This window comes from Gluconobacter sp. DsW_056 (assembly GCF_002153595.1).
Taxonomy (GTDB): Bacteria; Pseudomonadota; Alphaproteobacteria; order Acetobacterales; family Acetobacteraceae; genus Gluconobacter; species Gluconobacter albidus.
Genome location: NZ_JOPF01000006.1, coordinates 42,244 through 59,267, shown reverse-complemented (window position 1 = coordinate 59,267; position 17,024 = coordinate 42,244). Strand labels below are relative to the sequence as shown.

The window sequence follows — 17,024 nt, the reverse complement described above, 5'->3', positions numbered from 1 at the left end:
TCAGACGTCAAGCTCGTCAACGGAGCGGGCGTGTTCCTGAATGAAGCGGAACCGCAGCTCAGGCTTGCGGCCCATCAGGCTTTCCACACGCTCGCTGGTCGTCAGACGGTCCTCGGGCGGCGTGATGACGCGCAGAAGCGTCCGCCGGGCCGGGTCCATGGTCGTCTCCTTGAGATCCTTCACCGGCATTTCGCCCAGACCCTTGAACCGGGAGACCTCGACCTTCGCATTGGCCTTGAAATCGGTCTTGATCCGCCGCAGCCGGTCCTGATCGTTCATGGCATAGACCGTCTTTGGTCCATGCGTGATGCGATAGAGCGGAGGCTGGGCCAGATGCAGATGCCCCTGACGGATCAGTTCGGGCATCTCGCGATAGAAGAACGTCATCAGAAGCGAGGCGATATGCGCCCCGTCCACGTCGGCATCCGTCATGATGATGACACGACCATAGCGCAGACGGCTGATATCGAACGACGCCCCGATCCCGCAGCCCAGAGCTTCGGTCAGATCCCGAAGTTCCTGATTGGCCCGCAGCTTGTCGGTCGTGGCGGAAGCCACGTTGAGGATCTTGCCCCGCAGCGGCAGCACGGCCTGCGTCTCGCGGTCGCGCGCCTGACGGGCGGACCCGCCAGCCGATTCGCCTTCCACGAGAAAGAGTTCCGTCTCGGCAGCATTTTCACGCGTGCAGTCTGTCAGTTTGCCCGGGAGGCGCAGCTTGCGCGTGGCGCTCTTGCGGGCCGTGTCCTTGACCTCGCGGCGGCGCAGGCGCTCTTCCGCGCGTTCCACCATGAAGGCCAGCAGGCTGTCCGCCTGCTGCGGGTTGCCGCCCAGCCAGTGATCCACGCGGTCGCGCAGCGCCCCCTCGACCAGTCGCGATGCCTCCTGGGAGGTCAGCTTGTCCTTGGTCTGACCCTGAAACTGCGGATCACGGATGAAGACCGAGAGCTTGGCGGCCACGGAGCCCAGAACGTCCTCAGCCGAAATCGCAGCAGCCCGCTTGACCTTGCGTTGATCGCCCCAGGCCCGCAGCCCCTTCACCAGAGCCGCGCGGAATCCGGCTTCATGCGTGCCGCCCTGAGGCGTGGGAATCGTGTTGCAGAACGAGGACAGGGTCGCTGTTCCGCTCTCAAGGAACGCCACAGCCCATTCCACACGTCCCCCCGTGCGGCCGTCGGCGGCAACCGGAAGGTCCACGTCGCCTGCCCAGAGCGGTGTCAGCAGATCCGGATCAGGCCCGAGTTCCGCGGAAAGGGCATCTTCCAGCCCGTTGGGGAACTGGATGGTGGCCTCAACCGGCGTCTCGTCGCCCGCCTTGATCAGGGAAGGTTCGCATTTCCACTGGATCGTCACCCCCCGGAACAGTGCCGCTTTGGAGCAGCACATCCGGTAGAGCCGGGCAGGGGAGAAATGATGGTTGCCGAAGATTTCCGGATCGGGCGTGAACCGCACCGTCGTGCCGCGCCGGTTAGGCGCGTTGCCGACTTCCGCCAGCGGAGCCAGGGAGACACCGCGCATGAAGTCCTGCCGGTACAGCGTCCTGTCCCGCGCGACCTCGACTTCCAGCTTCTCGGACAGCGCATTGACCACAGAACTGCCCACGCCATGCAGGCCACCGGAAGTGTCATAGGCCTTGCCGGAGAATTTTCCGCCCGCATGCAGCGTGGTGAAAATCACTTCAAGCGCGGATTTCTCGGGAAATTTCGGATGAGGGTCGGTCGGAATGCCACGGCCGTTGTCGCGCACCATGAGCGTGCGCGGGCCTTCCAGCCGCACGTCGATGGTGGTGGCATGACCCGCCACCGCTTCGTCCATCGCATTGTCGAGAATTTCGGAGGCGAGGTGATGATACGCGGTATCATCCGTCCCGCCGATATACATGCCCGGCCGGCGCCGGACGGGCTCAAGCCCCTCCAGCACCTCGATGTCGTGGGCACCATATTCCGTATCGACCGGCCCCTTGCGGGACGTTCCGGTCTTGGGTTTGCCTGTCTTGCCTGACTCGAACAGATCGCTCATGTCTGCGTTGTCGCCGCCCCGCTACGGAACGTCAAGCAAACGCTTCGGGGCAGGGCGACCGCCGGCTTCAGAACAGGCTCTCAGGCGCGGTTCGTACGGCGTGTTGCGGTATTTTTCGTCACGCCCTTGCGGGAATGGCGATCCACTGTCGCAGGGGCTTCACAGCTCTCATAGGAGGCAGGCTGGGCCACATCCTTGGCTTCGGCGTAATGGGCCAGGTCGGCAGAGCTTTCGAGAGCATTGATCTCGTCGAACATCGCCTCGCGCTGCTGACAGAACACCGTGCCGGATTTCAGTCCGCCGAGCGACTGGATGTCGGCAAGCTGCGTGATGTAGTCGTCATGCTCGACCTGCGCGCGACGGCCATAGGTCGTGCGGAAATAGCTGTTCAGGCGCTCGTCCGCATTCAGCAGGGCAGGACGGAACTTGTTGACGAAGGCATTGTAGCGGTCCTGCGCCTTGCACGACAGCGCCGTCACCATCAGTTCGGACTTCAGGCCGGCCACATCGAAAGCCTCATGGGCAGGCGAGTTGCCGCAGTCCGCAGCGCGGGCGGACAGGGGATGGACGGCAGCAAGCGTAGCGCAGGAAAGCCCGGCAGCAAGCAGGCCCTTGACGGAACGACGGAAGATCGACGGCATTGACAGACTCCACAAGACCGGATCGACCGGCCACAACCACTGGAACAGACTACCTGCGGTCGACCCCCGGCGAAAGCTGATTCTGCGTCTGAGGAACGTGCGGCAAGCCCTTCATCCGAAACATGATTTCATGGCAGAAAAGGGGCGCCATGCCTCTCGGCGCCAATTTATCGGCCCTGCGGCACAAAATACCGTCAAAAAGGCCGGAGCATCAGGATGCAGCCTTTCGCGCCGTGCCGTCCTGCTCTACATGCGAACGTCTGTCTGCTGCGGAAACGCGGCCTGTCCTGTCACGATGCGTTGGAGTTGACCGTGCGTCTGCGAGGTTCTGCCATTACCCTGGGTTCGGCACTTGCCGTGTCCCTGCTTCTCTCCGGCTGTGCCCAGCAGCCGATCGTTCAGCGTTCCGTGGCTCCGAATCCTTTCGGTTACCAGCGGGCATCCGCCGTCTGCCACGTCTCCGCCGTCAAGAAGGCTGCCGATGGCACGATGAGTGTGGACATGACGGTCCGCAGCGATGACGGACTGTGCTCCATCGCCATCCAGAAGCCGATGGGAGGCAATTATGCGTCCTTCGGCGTCAATCCCCCGCCGACACATGGCAAGGCTTTCCTCTACAATTATGACGGCAAGACCTACGTGGACTACACGCCCGCCACGGCTTATGCCGGAACGGATTCGTTCACGGCCGAGCTGATCCCCGGTGGCGGTCAGAAGCGCGAGCATCTGACGATCCACGCCACGGTCGATGCAACCGGTGTGGTTGTCGCAAAGCCGCCCGCAGTCGTTGCCCCCACACCGACGAAGGCCACAGCAAAGAAGACCCCCGTCCGTCACACGACGCGCCGTAAGAAATAAGAGATCCATTTCTGGATGGACCGGAACAGGGCGGGGAGAATTCTCTCCGCCCTTTTTCATGCCTGACAGACACAAAAAAACCGGCGGCTCCACAGGAAGCCGCCGGTTGACTGGAAAGCAGGACCTGTTCGCAGGTCTTACTTGAAGTCGATTTCCACGCGCCGGTTCTGCGGCTCGCGCGTATTGGCTGCCGTGACCACCAGCGGATGACTCTCGCCAAAACCCTGTGTCGTGATCATGCCCGCAGCCACGCCGTCCCGGACCAGCTCTTCCTTGACGGCGCTGGCACGACGCTGGGACAGCGCCATGTTGTAGGCTTCGCCCCGATGTCCCGGATGGGCCGCCGAACTGTCGGTATAGCCACTGACTTCGATATGGGTGACCTGAACGGACGTGGAATTGCGGGCCGCTGCCGCGACCACAGCCTTCGCCCGTGCGCTCAGCGTGGCCGAATCCCAGTCGAAGAACACCAGATAGGTGCGGGTGGGCGCCGGTCCCGGAATCGGCATTGGCGCTTCAACAGGCTTCGGCGGCGGCGGAGCCGGATTGAACTCGTAACGCAGACCCAGCATCAGCGAATGGTTGAAGTCTGTTCTTGTGTCGCGGTTGCCGCTGGACACGCCGAATTCCTTCGTCTTGTCCCAGCCCCCATAAATCCCGGTCGCCGTGGCATGGTGCCCGTTCGGCCCCATCAGCGTGTAAAAGCGGTATTCCGCTGTGGCCGACAGACCCACGACCCAGGGAACGGGAAAGGATAGGCCGAAAATGCCCTGATAGGCAAAGTTTCCGGCCGTGCCGCCCACATGCTGGTCGAAGGCACCGTTCGGAGCATGAACATAGGTGTTCATCGCCTGCCAGCCATAGCCGATACCAGCGCCGAAATACGGGAAGACCCAGGACTTGCCGATATCCATGTCGAACAGCGCATTGGCCATGACGCCATAGCCCTGCTGACGCCCGCCGACAGAAGACGGGAAGGTGCTGGAGCGGAACTGCTGCAGACGGTTGTTGCGGTAGTTGCCCTCGACCTCAACACGGAATCCGTTCCCGAGGCCGTATCCCAGACTGCCGATTCCGGTCACGCCAGCCTGATAGTGGTCACGTCCACTCGGAAAGACAGGTGACAGGCGTGCTGTCTGGTCCTGGTTGAAGCTCGCGCCGCCCTCACCTGCAACATACAGCCCTTTGACGGGCTGTGCGGTTGCGGCTTCCATGACAAGCCCGGTGACAAGCATCGAAACGCCTGCAGTGAACCCGGCACGGGTCAGCCAGGTCCTGACAACGGATCGGTGCGTCATGTCCATTTTTCTCCAACCAGCCAAATCTGCCAACCTTACCGTGTGTGTTCTTGCCGAAAGCTCGGACGATGGCAACGCATCACACGGCACAATGCCGCATCATGCAGTTTTCTTTATGGCAGGTTCGCCATGTGCTGTGTCTTCACTCCCACAGTTTACGCCTCTTCGTCCAGATCGAGCCTGCGCGATCCGAGGGTCCGCTCAATGGGCTGGGAAACATCGCGCATCTCAAGCTCGATGATCCACAGATCAGGATCATACTGTTTCTGCCGCTCCAGATAGGCGTCCACGCTGGCGGCATCAGTGGCATCCACGCGGGTCCAGCCCGATCCGTCCTCCCGCAGCACGCCGGTCCCGCCCGAACGGTCCGTCAGGACGATCAGGACCGCACCGGCATCCTCGTCTCCCTTTTTCAGAACCATGGCAGAGGTTCCATCCGAGGAAATACGGCGCAGGACAGCTCGTATCCAAAGCCCTGTTTTCAATCGTGCGCCCATGACCGTTTCCGTTCGTCCTGCAAGGTTAGTGGAGGGGCGCGCTGTTCTCGTCGGGAACAGACTCCAGAGCCGCCTTGTAAGCGGCAGGGGAAGACAGCAGCGCCTTTGCTGCGTCCATATCGGCGTCCGAGCCGATGGCGGCCGGACAGTGCTTGCGGATCTCGAGGATTTTCGCGACCGGGACCGGATAGCGTGCGGCCCGTGCCATCTGTACGGCCTCGCCCTGAAGGCTGTTTCCCGCTTTCAGGGCGGAAAGCTGCGCCTGAAGCGCCTCCGCCCCAAGGGACGTGCAGATCTGCGGCATCACGCCCAGCCCCTGGATTGGCCAGCCCAGCGGAGCCTGGTTGCGACTCCACGTCACGAACAGTTCGCCGCCATTCGGCATCTGGCCGATCACCTGCACGAGCCCCTTGCCCAGCGTCTCGCTCCCGATCACGACGGCGCGCCGGTGATCCGCCAGTGCGGAAGCGAGAATCTCGGCCGCGCTGGCCGTCCGTCCGTCCACGAGGACGACCACGGGGGTTCCGTTGGTCATGTCCCCGCCCTGAACGGCCCAGATATGGTTGGCCAGAGGATTCCGGCCCTGCGTGGTGACGGCGACGCCATGATCCAGCAGGAGGGCCGCAGTGGTCACGGCCTGTTGCAGGACGCCACCGCGATCGCCGCGCAGATCGAGAATGATGCCCGCAGCCTTGCCTTTCCCCGGCGCTGGAGTGGGGGCGTCCGGGGTCGGTTCGTCCACGACCTGGTCGATATACTGGCTGATTTCCTCGGCCGTCTGGGTCGAGAAGGACGAGACACGCAGAACGGTGAAGGGGCCCTCGGTGGATGCAAACACGGTTTCCGGTGGAACCTGCACCCGTTGCAGCCTGTAGGCCGTGGGACGGTGTCCCTTCGCCGCGATCCCCAGCGTGACGGAGCTGTGCTCGTCTCCCTCCAGCCAGTCCTGAACAGTTGCGGCATCCTGACCATGCGTGGAGCGTCCATTGACGGAGACCAGATGCTCGCCCGTATCAACACCCGCTTCCCAGGCGGGACCGTTGGCGTTGACGGCCGTAATCACGATGGTTCGTCCACTTTGCCCGAGGCTCAGCCCTACCGTTCCCGTGCTGCCCGTGCGCCGTGTCCGGTCCGACGTCGCGGGAGAGGGGCCAAGATAGCGGGAATAGGGGTCGAGATGATTGAACAGCTCGTCAAAGAACCCCTGCAACAGCGCATCTGACCCCGCGTCCCGCAATGTGGAGGAATGCTGCCAGGCCGCCTGCATCGCTGCGGTAACCAGATCCGCCCAGGCGGAGTGACTGCCCGCAGCAGGCAGGGCCCGGCTGAAGAGCACTGTCTGCCCCTGAAGAACGCTCAGTGTCGCAGGGAGGGGCGCATCGACGGGTTTTTCAGCTGCGGTGGCCGTTCCGGGGGCATGGACGGCCGCAGGCGCCGCGGTCGTGGGCTGTGTGACCGTGACGGACAGGGTCGGGTCGATGGCGGTCAGGCCATCCAGTCCCCAGACGCAGAAATCCCGCGCGGAATGGGCTTCCAGCGTTCGCGGCTCCAGAAAACCGAGAGCTGCGATCAGAACGTCCCGCGTGATGGATGTCGAAAAAACGGGAGGTGCTGGTGCAGCAGGAGGCACGGCCGTTGCCGTGGCGGGAGCAGGGGTGGCTTCGACAGGACGGGCGGCATCCGGTCCGGCCCCGGTTGGTGCCTGAGCTTCCGCCCGACGGCTGTGGAGGGCAAGGACGAAGATGCAGAACACCAGACACAGCGCCACACGACATGCCGCCTTGCGGCTGCGCGGCATGAAAAAGGTCACAGGGCGGGCGGCATGACGCAAGACGGGGTCCTTGGAGACGGGACGGCAAAAGAAGGCTGCTCCCGTAACGCGACCACGCCACAAACTTCAGCCACGGTAAAGACTTGCCAGATCAAATCTGGGGTCGGCAGTGCCATCTGGCAACACTGCCGACCAATCTGTTTTCAGTCTTCCGACGACGTGTCGGAAACAGTCTTACGCTTCCGCGGCGTTGTGGTTTTCGTCTTTGTGGCAGATTTGGCCGGGATACGCTTCGTTACCGTCTTCAGAGCGGCCTCGCCTTCTTCCGAAGACGCAACGGCTTTCTTGGCCTTTGCCGTTTTCGGAGCCGCTTTTTTCGCGGAAGTTTTTTTTGCGCCGCCTTTCAGGGGTTTGCCCTTTTCCGCCAGAAGCGCCACCGCTTCATCGAGCGTGACCTCCTCCATGTCCTGCCCCTTCGGCAGGTTGGCGATCAGCTGACCATGCTGGGCGTAGGGGCCGAACCGCCCCTTGCGGATCATGACCGCTTCGCCGTCCTTGGGGTGTGGTCCCAGATTGCGGATGGAGGCGAGCTTTTTTGCCAGCGAATCCACGGCCCGGTTCAGCCCGACGGTCAGGACGTCGTCGTCCTTGTCGAGCGTGCCATAGATGGCCCCCATCTTCACATAGGGTCCGAACCGCCCGAGGCCGGCCTCGATCTTTTCGCCCGTTTCGGGGTGAAGGCCGACCAGACGGGGCAGGGACAGCAGGCCCAGCGCCTGTTCCATGGTCATGGTGTTGCCGTCGAGGCCTTTGGGAATGGTCGTCCGCTTGGGCTTGGCCTTCTTGTCCTCGGGATTGGGTTCGCCGCGCTGGATGTAGAGCCCGTACGGCCCGCGACGGATCGAGATATCCTCGCCGGTGTCCGGGTCCTGTCCCAGAACTTTCGGGCCGTCATTCAGTCCTTCGGTATCGCCTTCCTCGGCCACCAGACGGCGGGTGAACTGGCAGGTCGGATAATTCGAACAGCCGATGAAGGCGCCGAACTTGCCAAGCCGCAGGCCCAGCCGCCCAGTTCCGCAGGACGTGCAGACGCGCGGATCGCCGCCATCAGGGCGGGGCGGGAAGAAATGCGGCCCGAGGTCCTCGTCCAGAGCGTCGATGACGTCCGAGATCTTCAGGTCCTTGGTCTGCGCCACGGCAGCGGAGAAATCATGCCAGAACGCTGCCATGACGTCGTGCCAGTCGGCACGGCCGCCCGAAATGTCGTCAAGCTGTTCTTCAAGTGAGGCCGTGAAGCCCGAATCCACATAGCGCTCGAAGAAGGACGTCAGGAACGCCGTGACCAGCCGTCCACGGTCTTCGGGAATAAAGCGCCGTGCATCCAGCCGCACGTAATTGCGGTCCCGCAGCACGCCCAGAATGGAGGCATAGGTTGAAGGACGGCCAATGCCGATCTCTTCCATTTTCTTGACGAGCGAGGCTTCCGAATAACGCGGAGGCGGCTGGGTGAAATGCTGTTCGGCATCCACGGCGCTGGTCGTCAGGCGATCGCCTTCCTTCATCGGTGGCAGGAGCTTACCGTCTTCGTCCTCGACCTTGGTGTCGTCCCGGCCTTCGATATAGAGCTTGAGAAAGCCGTCGAATGCGATGGTCGAGCCCGTGGCGCGCAGAAGCGTCTGACCGCTGGCATCAGCCAGCGTCACTGCGACCTGATCCAGTTCCGCCGACTGCATCTGCGAGGCGACGGAGCGCTTCCAGATCAGGTCGTACAGCTTTTTCTGTTCGGGTGTCAGCGCATGAGCGACGTCCTGGGGCGTCAGGAAAACATCCGTCGGGCGGATGGCCTCATGGGCCTCCTGCGCATTCTTGGCCTTGGTGGAATAGGCCCGCGGGGAATCCGGCACATAGTCGCCCCCGAACGCCTTGCCGATATGCCCGCGGATGGATCCGATGGCTTCCTTTGCCATCGTCACACCGTCGGTTCGCATATAGGTGATCAGACCGGTGGTTTCGCCGCGCAGATCCACACCTTCGTAAAGCTGCTGCGCCGTGCGCATCGTCGTTTGTGCGCTCATGCCGAGCTTGCGGGAGGCCTCCTGCTGGAGGGTCGACGTCGTGAAGGGGGGCGGCGGATTGCGCTTGGTGCGCTTGCGCTCGACAGAGCGGACCGTGAACTGGCCGCCCAGAACCGTATCGCGCGCTCCGAATGCCAACTGTTCGTTGTTCAGGTCGAACTGGTCGAGTTTTTCACCCTTCAGATGCGTCAGACGGGCCTGAAAAGCGGCCTTGCCGGGCGTCGTGAAGCCGCCGGTGACGGTCCAGTATTCCTTGGGGCGGAAAACCTCGATTTCGGCTTCGCGCTCACAGATCAGACGCAGCGCCACTGACTGCACACGCCCGGCACTCCGGCTGCCCGGCAGCTTGCGCCACAGGACGGGAGACAGCGTGAAGCCCACCAGATAATCCAGCGCGCGGCGGGCCAGATAGGCGTCAATCAGCGGGCGGTCCAGCTCACGCGGGGCCGCCATCGCCGCCGTGACGGCCGATTTGGTGATTTCGTTGAAGGTGACGCGATGGACGTCCACGTTCTTCAGAAGCTTCTTTTCTTCCAGAACGCTGCGGACATGCCACGAAATCGCTTCGCCTTCGCGATCCGGGTCAGTGGCGAGATAGAGGTTTTTCGCCCCCTTCAGCGCCTTTGTGATGGCGGAGATCTGCTTTGCGCCGCGTTCATCCGTCTGCCAGCTCATGGCAAAGTTCTCGTCCGGGCGCACGCTTCCGTCCTTGGGCGGCAGATCCCGCACATGTCCGAATGAAGCGAGCACGGTATATCCGCTTCCCAGATACTTGTTGATCGTCTTGGCCTTTGCCGGGCTCTCGACCACCACAACGTCCGTCATCGCCACTCCGGTATTCCGCGTCACTTCAGTTCGGCAGCAACGCCACGCGTCCGCCGGGCACAAACTCCACAACCCCGCCGAGCTCCAGCTCGGCCAGCGTCGCAAGCACTGCCGACACGGAGAACTGGCAGCGGCGCACCACATCGTCAACTGCTACAGGCGTCACGGAGAGAAGAGGCCGCACGCTCTGCTGCACCAGATCGGGGTCAATCCAGCCGGCATCGGGGATGTCGCCCCATGCGGACGATGGTTCGGAAAACCCGGTCAAAGGCGGGGTGTGGCCTGCTGAACGCTGCCAGGGCACGGGGTCGCGTGCGGGAAGTTCCAGCGGCAAGGCCTGAAGAATATCGTTAATATTTTCTGTCAGGGTCGCCTGGCTCGTTTTCAGCAGATGATTGCCGCCCCGTGACCGCGGATCGAGCGGCGAACCCGGCACGACCAGAAGTTCGCGGCTGTAGGACTGGGCCAGATCAGCCGTGATCAGCGTGCCGGAGTCCAGCGCGGCCTCAATGATGAGGCAGCCCAGCGAAATCCCGGCAATCAGGCGGTTTCGTCGTGGGAAATGGCGGGCCAGCGGCACGGTTCCCAGCAGGGCTTCCGTCACCAGACAGCCCTTTTCGGCAATCTGCTCCTGAAGGGATGCATTCTCCGGCGGATAGACATGATCCAGCCCTCCGGCGATTGCGGCCACCGTCAGGCCCGGATAAAGGGCAGCGGCATGCGCGGCCGAGTCGATGCCCCGCGCCAGCCCTGAAACCACGCAGATTCCGGCATGGGCCATTTCGGCCGCAAGGCTTTCGGCAATCCGGATTCCCGCAGCCGAAGCATTGCGTGCTCCCACAACCCCCACGGACCGCATCGACAGTTTGTCGACATTCCCGAGCGTGAACAGGACAGGAGGCGCATCCGGCACCCGCGACAGCAGGAGCGGATAGTCCGCATCCCCCCGCAGCAGCATTTTCCCACCCAGTTTTTCAAGGCGCTCCAGTTCGTCTGCCATGCGGGAGACGGACGGAATGGCAGGATCATCCTGACGTCCCGCCTTGCGCATCCGTCCCGGCAGGGCCGCCAGAGCGGCTCCCGCGCTGCCATACTGCGTCATCAGTCGCGCAAAGTTGACCGGACCGACGCCCGGCGTCTGCGACAGGCGTAGCGTGTCGATTCGGTTTGTGGTGGATATGACGGGAGAGGGGGCTGCGGAAGCTGTCATAAGGTCTTTCTCCTTAAGGCAGATTCCTTAACAGGCACTTAAAATCTTAGGAACGAGGCGCTTGGTCCACGTTCACGCGCGGCTCTTGGCCCGTTAGAAGGCGCGCAATATTGCTCCAGTGCCGGGCCCAGATCAGCAGCGAGACGAGCAGCGTCGCCACAGGAATGGGGGAGTGCAGCGTGCGTCCGGACAGCAGCACCATCAGCACCGGCGCGAGCAGAAACGCCGCCAGAGCGCCGGCTGAGGAAATCCGGCTCAGGCGTGCGACCAGCAGCCAGACCACACAGCAGCCCAGCCCGACCGGCCAGGACAGGACCCAGATCGTTCCGAGCCCTGTCGCGACGCCTTTGCCGCCCCTGAAGCCGAGCCAGACCGGAAAACAGTGCCCGAGAACGACGGCGACGGTTGCCACAGCCATGGTCATCTCGCCCGCACCGGGGAAGAAAAACCGTGCGATCAGGACCGCTGCAGCTCCCTTGAGCGCATCCAGCAGCAGCGTGGCCGCAGCCAGACCGCGTCGTCCCGTGCGCAGGACGTTGGTTGCGCCGATATTGCCCGAACCGATCTTGCGGATGTCCCCGCCGCCAGAAAGCGCCGTCAGCAGAAGCCCGAACGGGATGCTTCCGATGACGTAGGACACGAGAAACAGCAGAATGAGCTGTGCCTGAAAACCGCTCAAGACCGTGCCTCCGCCAGTCCGTCAGCGGTGAAGACTTCCACGCCCCGCTTGAACGTCCGCAGGACACGGCCTTTCAGATTCCGGCCGTCAAACGGTGTGTTCTGTGCGCGTCCCGGCAGGTCTCCGGCGACCACTGTCCATGATCCTTCCGGATCGAACAGGCACAGATCGGCATCGCTCCCGATGGCCAGCGTTCCGGCATCAAGGCCCAGCAGGGCAGCCGGAGCGGACGTCACCAGCCGCAACGCATCCACAAGCGGCAGTCCCGCGCCCAGTGTCACACCCAGCAGCGTGACCAGTCCGGTGCCCCCGGCGCGGGCCTGTGCAAAAGGAAGCCGCTTGTCATCCGCATCCGCCGGAGCATGGTCCGAGGCTACGGCGTCAATCGTTCCGTCCGCCAGCGCGGCACAGACGGCCTGCCGGTCGGCGTCGTTGCGCAGGGGGGGCGAGAGTTTCGCGTAGGTGCGGAAGTCGCCGATATCGTCTTCGGTCATGGCAAAATAGGGCGGCGCCGTATCGCAGGTCACGCGTACGCCCCGGCTCTTGGCCGCACGGATCAGGTCCAATCCCTCTGCCGTCGAGACATGCGCGAAATGCAGCCGCGCCCCGGTCATGGCCGCCAGACGCAGATCGCGGGCGATCATGATGGCCTCGGCTTCGGCCGGAACCTGCGGCAGACCCATTCGCACCGCGCGGGCTCCGGCCGTGGCACACGCGCCTTTGGCCAGAGACGGATCTTCCGGATGCTGCACCACGATGGCGTCGAGAAAGCGCGAATAGGACAGCAGGTTGCGCATCTGCTTGGCGTCTGAAATCGCGCGGGTTCCGTCCGTGAACGCCACGGCTCCGGCGTTACGCAACAGCCCGAGTTCGGCCATTTCGCCGCCCTCGCAGCCGCGCGTCAGCGCGCCGTAAGGATGGATCGAGACCATACCCGTCTCTTCGCCCCGGACCCGCAGCAGATGCACGAGGGCCGGATTGTCGATCGGTGGCGAGGTGTTGGGCAGGACCGCCATGGTGGTAATGCCACCCGCGACGGCAGCCCGCGCCCCGGAAGACACGCTCTCACGGTATTCCGACCCCGGCTCCCCGAGTGCGACGCGCATGTCCACCAGGCCGGGACACAGCACGGCTCCTGCGCCATCAATGATCTGCGCGCCTTCGGGAACCGACCCGTCTTCGCAGGCGACGATCTTCCCCTGGCGCACCACAAGTCGCCCGGTCTCATCGCGGCCCGAAGCCGGGTCGATCAGTCGGACATTTTCAAAAACGATATCGCTCATACCGGCATCCGTGCCCGGGACAGACGGTCCAGAACCGCCATCCGCACAGCCACGCCCATCTCAACCTGTTCGGAAATCACGCTCTGATCCGAATCCGCCACGTCCGAAGCGATTTCTACCCCGCGGTTCATCGGGCCCGGATGCATGACGAGCGCGCCAGGATTGGCCAGCGCCAGACGGCGGCGGTCCAGCCCGAAGAAGTGGAAATATTCCCGCGCACTTGGCACCAGACCCGCCCCCATGCGCTCTTTCTGCAGGCGCAGGGACATGACGACATCCGCGCCATCCAGCGCCTTGTCCATGTCGGAATACAGCGCGACATTGCCGAGCCCGGCCATAGCCCCCGGAAGCAGCGTCGGTGGCCCGACCAGCCGCACCCGGTTTCCGAATGCCGTCAGCAGATGGATGTTGGAGCGTGCCACCCGGCTGTGCCCGACATCCCCGCAGATGGCGACCGTAAGGCCCTCAAGGCGGCCGAAATGCCGGCGGATGGTCAGCGCATCCAGCAGCGCCTGTGTCGGATGTTCATGCGTGCCGTCGCCCGCATTGACGACGCTGGCTTCGACTTTCTGCGACAGCAGGGCGGGCGCGCCGGACTGCGCGTGTCGGATGACCAGCAGGTCACAACGCATGGCGTTGAGCGTCGCCGCTGTATCCAGCAGCGTCTCGCCCTTGTTCACCGAACTTGTGGCGACGGACATGTTGATGACGTCCGCGCCAAGCCGCTTGCCCGCGAGTTCGAAACTCGTGCGGGTGCGGGTGCTGTCTTCGTAGAACAGATTGATGACCGTCCGCCCCCGCAGCGCATCACGCGGCGCGGAGCGCGAACGGCTCAGCAGCGCATAGCTCTCCGCCAGATCGAGGAACGGCACGAGCTGTTCGGCAGACAGCCCCTCGATTCCCAGGAGATGCCGGGGGACGGAGGGCCGCTCAGCCATCGGTGGACGCGGAGGCGAGAACGGCAGCAATGCGGGCCAGAACCTCGTCCTGTCCCAGCGCCGCGAGCGTCAGATCAATACCCGGAGACGTCGTGGAGCCGGTCATGGCCGCGCGCAGCGGCTGGGCCACGGAGCCGAGCTTGATCTCATGTTTTTCAGCATAGGCGCGCAGCGTCGCATCGACGGTTTCGGGCGTGAAATCCGAAAGCGCGGCCAGATCCTTGCCTACGCCCTGCAGAACCTTGCGCCCGTCCTCGCCCAGCAGCTTATCGGCCTTGGGGGTGAAGGTCAGGGGAAGGGTAAAGCCTGCGAAAGCGGCGTTGTCCGCCAGTTCCACGAGCGTTTTTGCGCGCTCCTTGAGGCCCGGCATCATCGCAAGAATGCGTGCGCGGGTGCGCTCATCGGTGACAACGCCGTCGCGGCCCTGAAGGCGCTGCATGACGTCATCCGTCAGGCGCGCATCATCGGCGACGCGCATCCAGATTCCGTTCAGATGCGCCAGCTTGACGTAATCCATCCGGGACGGGGAGCGGCCCACGCCATCCAGATCGAACAGCTTGATCTGCTCTTCGCGGGACAGGACTTCGGCATCGCCATGACCCCAGCCCAGACGCAGCAGGTAGTTGCACAGGGCTTCCGGCAGATAGCCTTCCTCGCGGAAATCCACGACCGACTGTGCGCCATGGCGCTTGGACAGCTTGGCGCCGTCGGGGCCGTGGATCAGCGGCAGATGCGCGAAATGCGGCAGGTTCCAGCCCATGGCGCGATAGATCATGGCCTGACGGAACGTGTTCGTCAGATGATCGTCACCCCGCATGACATGGGTGATGTCCATATCGTGATCGTCGACGACCACGGCGTGCAGATACGTGGGCGTGCCGTCCGAGCGCAGCAGGATCAGGTCGTCCATTTCGGAATTTGCGACCCGGACTTCGCCCTGCACCAGATCCTTGATGATCGTCTCGCCGTCACGCGGGGCCTTCAGACGCACGACATAGGGTGCACCGGCGGGCGCTTCGGACGGATCGCGGTCCCGCCATGTGCCGTCGTAACGGGGCGGGCGCTTCTCGGCCATGGCCTTCTCGCGCATGGCGGTCAGTTCTTCGGGGGTGCAGAAGCACTTGTAGGCCTGACCCTTTTCCAGAAGCTCAAGCGCCACTTCCGTATGGCGGTCCTGCCGGGCGGACTGGAAAACCGGTTCCGCATCCGCCTCGATTCCCATCCAGGCCAGACCGTCAAAGATCACGTCCACGGCTTTTTGAGTGGAGCGTTCCTTGTCGGTGTCCTCGATCCTCAGGAGGAATTCGCCGCCGTGATGACGGGCAAAGAGGAAATTGAACAGGGCGGCGCGGGCGTTGCCGACATGCAGCAGACCCGTCGGGGAGGGGGCAAATCGCGTACGGATGGTCATGCCGCCGTCATATCACGCTCTGACCCACGCTTCCATCCGCCAGCACGAGCGGGTCTGCGGCGTTTCGTCACGCAGCATCGCTTTACAAAAAGCTAAGGTTCTTCAAGCGCGTGTGATTTCCAGCCGCCTCCCGAAGCGGCCTATTGTGACGTTCAATAGTCCGGGTGGTGCCTTTCCAATGAACAGACGAGATTTCAATGCCCTGCTGGCAGGGCTGGGTCTGACCTTCGGAGAGGGGAAGATCCATCACGCCAGTGCCACGACCTCCCGTGTGGATGTCTTTACGCTGCGCGCCAATGACTGGGTTCCGAACAATCCGGAGTTGCCTGTCATCGTCTATCGCAATGCGCTCGAAGCCGGGCCGGATCGCGAGGCGGTGTATGAAGGCCTGTTCAGCCGGAACGGCTGGCCGCCGCAGTGGCGCAACGGTGTCTATCCGTTTCATCACTATCATAGTCTCGGTCATGAAGTTCTGGGCTTTTCCAACGGTTCCGCGCGCCTGATGCTGGGAGGGCCGAATGCCCGGACGGTCGAGGTGCGCGGTGGCGACATCGCAGTGCTTCCGGCCGGAACGGGGCACTGCAATCTCGGATCGGACACGGAGTTCACCGTCATCGGCGCCTATCCGCCCAACCAGTCTTTCGACATCCTTCGCGCCGCCCCCACGGCGGAGCAGAGTGCCCGTATTCACGGCCTGCCCTTCCCGAAAACCGATCCGGTTCAGGGCGCAGCAGGTGTTCTCGCACGGGAGTGGCACCCATCATGACGGGTTTTCCTCTCAGGCGCCGTCCTTTCCTTGCAGCGCTCGCGGGGCTGGCCACGGTCAGCAGCGCCAGTGCTGTCGAGGCGACGAGCCAGAAAATGCGGATCGGCATTATCGGCACAGGCCATGTCGGCACAACGCTGGCTGAACTCTGGGTCCATGCGGGTTATCCCGTCATGGTGTCGTCGCGTTCCCTGAGCGAGGCGCAGTCTCTGGCCACGTCGCTGGGCCCGCTCGCCACGGCCGGAACCCCGGCGCAGGCAGCAGCCTATGGCGATGTGGTGGTTCTTGCCGTCCCCTATGGCGCTATTCCGCAGCTTGGCCCGCAGCTCAGCCGGACACTGCTGGACAAGGTTCTGCTCGATCCGTCCAACCCCTATCCCTGGCGGGATGGGGCGATTGCGGACACGGCGCAGCGGGACGGGGCAGGGGTGACGACACAGCGTTATTTCCCTTCGGCGCATGTGGTGCGGGCGTTCAACTCCATCGACATGACCACGCTGCGTTCGGAGGCGCATCGCGCTTCGTCGCTTCTGGCGGTTCCCGTGGCGGGGGATGATGCGCAGGCCGTGTCGCAGGTGACGACGCTGGTGAAGGCGGCCGGATTCGATCCTGTCGTGACCGGCAATCTTGCAACCGCAAGGCTGTTTCAGCCGGGAAGCACGGGGTTTGAACTGGAGCGGGATGCTGCCGGTCTGAAACAGGCGCTGCACCTTCCGCAGTAGATTGGGCCGCAGGAGGCGCTGACCTTAATCGGGG

At 63.5% G+C, this 17,024-nt stretch carries 14 protein-coding genes; 3 read left to right on the top strand and 11 right to left on the bottom strand.

Annotated elements, in window-relative coordinates; all coding sequences use genetic code 11:
• Positions 1-2,016, bottom strand: a complete 2,016-nt coding sequence (gene parE, locus HK22_RS05420; protein ID WP_086648589.1) for a DNA topoisomerase IV subunit B — start codon at positions 2,014-2,016, stop codon at positions 1-3.
• A gap of 80 nt (positions 2,017-2,096) precedes the next feature.
• On the bottom strand, positions 2,097-2,657 hold the full coding sequence (locus HK22_RS05415) for a hypothetical protein (RefSeq protein WP_062030726.1): 561 nt from the start codon (positions 2,655-2,657) through the stop codon (positions 2,097-2,099).
• Between the two features lie 216 nt (positions 2,658-2,873).
• On the opposite strand from HK22_RS05415, the gene HK22_RS05410 reads away from it, so the two are divergent.
• Positions 2,874-3,515 (top strand): Ig-like domain-containing protein, encoded by a 642-nt coding sequence (locus HK22_RS05410; RefSeq protein WP_233142424.1) that lies wholly within the window; start codon positions 2,874-2,876, stop codon positions 3,513-3,515.
• 137 nt (positions 3,516-3,652) lie between these two features.
• On the opposite strand, the gene HK22_RS05405 is transcribed toward HK22_RS05410, so the two are convergent.
• The 9 genes from HK22_RS05405 to gltX all read right to left on the bottom strand — a co-directional run bounded on the left by HK22_RS05405 (position 3,653) and on the right by gltX (position 15,502).
• Positions 3,653-4,813, bottom strand: coding sequence for an OmpA family protein (locus HK22_RS05405; protein WP_062108378.1), 1,161 nt, complete (start codon positions 4,811-4,813; stop codon positions 3,653-3,655).
• Between the two features lie 155 nt (positions 4,814-4,968).
• On the bottom strand, positions 4,969-5,310 hold the full coding sequence (locus tag HK22_RS05400) for a DUF1491 family protein (RefSeq protein WP_062030730.1): 342 nt from the start codon (positions 5,308-5,310) through the stop codon (positions 4,969-4,971).
• Between the two features lie 25 nt (positions 5,311-5,335).
• Entirely contained in the window at positions 5,336-7,108 is a 1,773-nt protein-coding gene (locus tag HK22_RS05395) for a S41 family peptidase (protein WP_086648634.1), read from the bottom strand.
• A 176-nt stretch (positions 7,109-7,284) separates the two neighbouring features.
• Entirely contained in the window at positions 7,285-9,981 is a 2,697-nt protein-coding gene (topA, locus tag HK22_RS05390; RefSeq protein WP_086648588.1) for a type I DNA topoisomerase, read from the bottom strand.
• 25 nt (positions 9,982-10,006) lie between these two features.
• Positions 10,007-11,191 (bottom strand): DNA-processing protein DprA, encoded by a 1,185-nt coding sequence (gene dprA / locus HK22_RS05385; protein WP_086648587.1) that lies wholly within the window; start codon positions 11,189-11,191, stop codon positions 10,007-10,009.
• A 46-nt stretch (positions 11,192-11,237) separates the two neighbouring features.
• The gene (gene plsY / locus HK22_RS05380) at positions 11,238-11,870 is read right to left on the bottom strand and encodes a glycerol-3-phosphate 1-O-acyltransferase PlsY (protein ID WP_077803725.1); all 633 of its coding nucleotides are present in this window, start codon (positions 11,868-11,870) and stop codon (positions 11,238-11,240) included.
• The gene (locus HK22_RS05375) at positions 11,867-13,153 is read right to left on the bottom strand and encodes a dihydroorotase family protein (RefSeq protein ID WP_086648586.1); all 1,287 of its coding nucleotides are present in this window, start codon (positions 13,151-13,153) and stop codon (positions 11,867-11,869) included. The genes plsY and HK22_RS05375 overlap by 4 nt, the downstream gene beginning before the upstream one ends.
• A complete protein-coding gene (locus HK22_RS05370; RefSeq protein ID WP_086648633.1) occupies positions 13,150-14,091 on the bottom strand; it encodes an aspartate carbamoyltransferase catalytic subunit in 942 nt (313 codons plus the stop codon). The genes HK22_RS05375 and HK22_RS05370 overlap by 4 nt, the downstream gene beginning before the upstream one ends.
• Positions 14,084-15,502, bottom strand: a complete 1,419-nt coding sequence (gltX, locus tag HK22_RS05365; protein WP_086648585.1) for a glutamate--tRNA ligase — start codon at positions 15,500-15,502, stop codon at positions 14,084-14,086. The genes HK22_RS05370 and gltX overlap by 8 nt, the downstream gene beginning before the upstream one ends.
• 178 nt (positions 15,503-15,680) lie before the next feature.
• On the opposite strand from gltX, the gene HK22_RS05360 reads away from it, so the two are divergent.
• Together HK22_RS05360 and HK22_RS05355 are read left to right on the top strand one after the other, a co-directional pair.
• Positions 15,681-16,268, top strand: a complete 588-nt coding sequence (locus tag HK22_RS05360) for a cupin (RefSeq protein WP_086648632.1) — start codon at positions 15,681-15,683, stop codon at positions 16,266-16,268.
• Positions 16,265-16,990, top strand: coding sequence for an NADPH-dependent F420 reductase (locus HK22_RS05355; protein ID WP_086648584.1), 726 nt, complete (start codon positions 16,265-16,267; stop codon positions 16,988-16,990). Before HK22_RS05360 ends, HK22_RS05355 begins: the two co-directional genes overlap by 4 nt.
• Positions 16,991-17,024 lie beyond the last annotated feature (34 nt).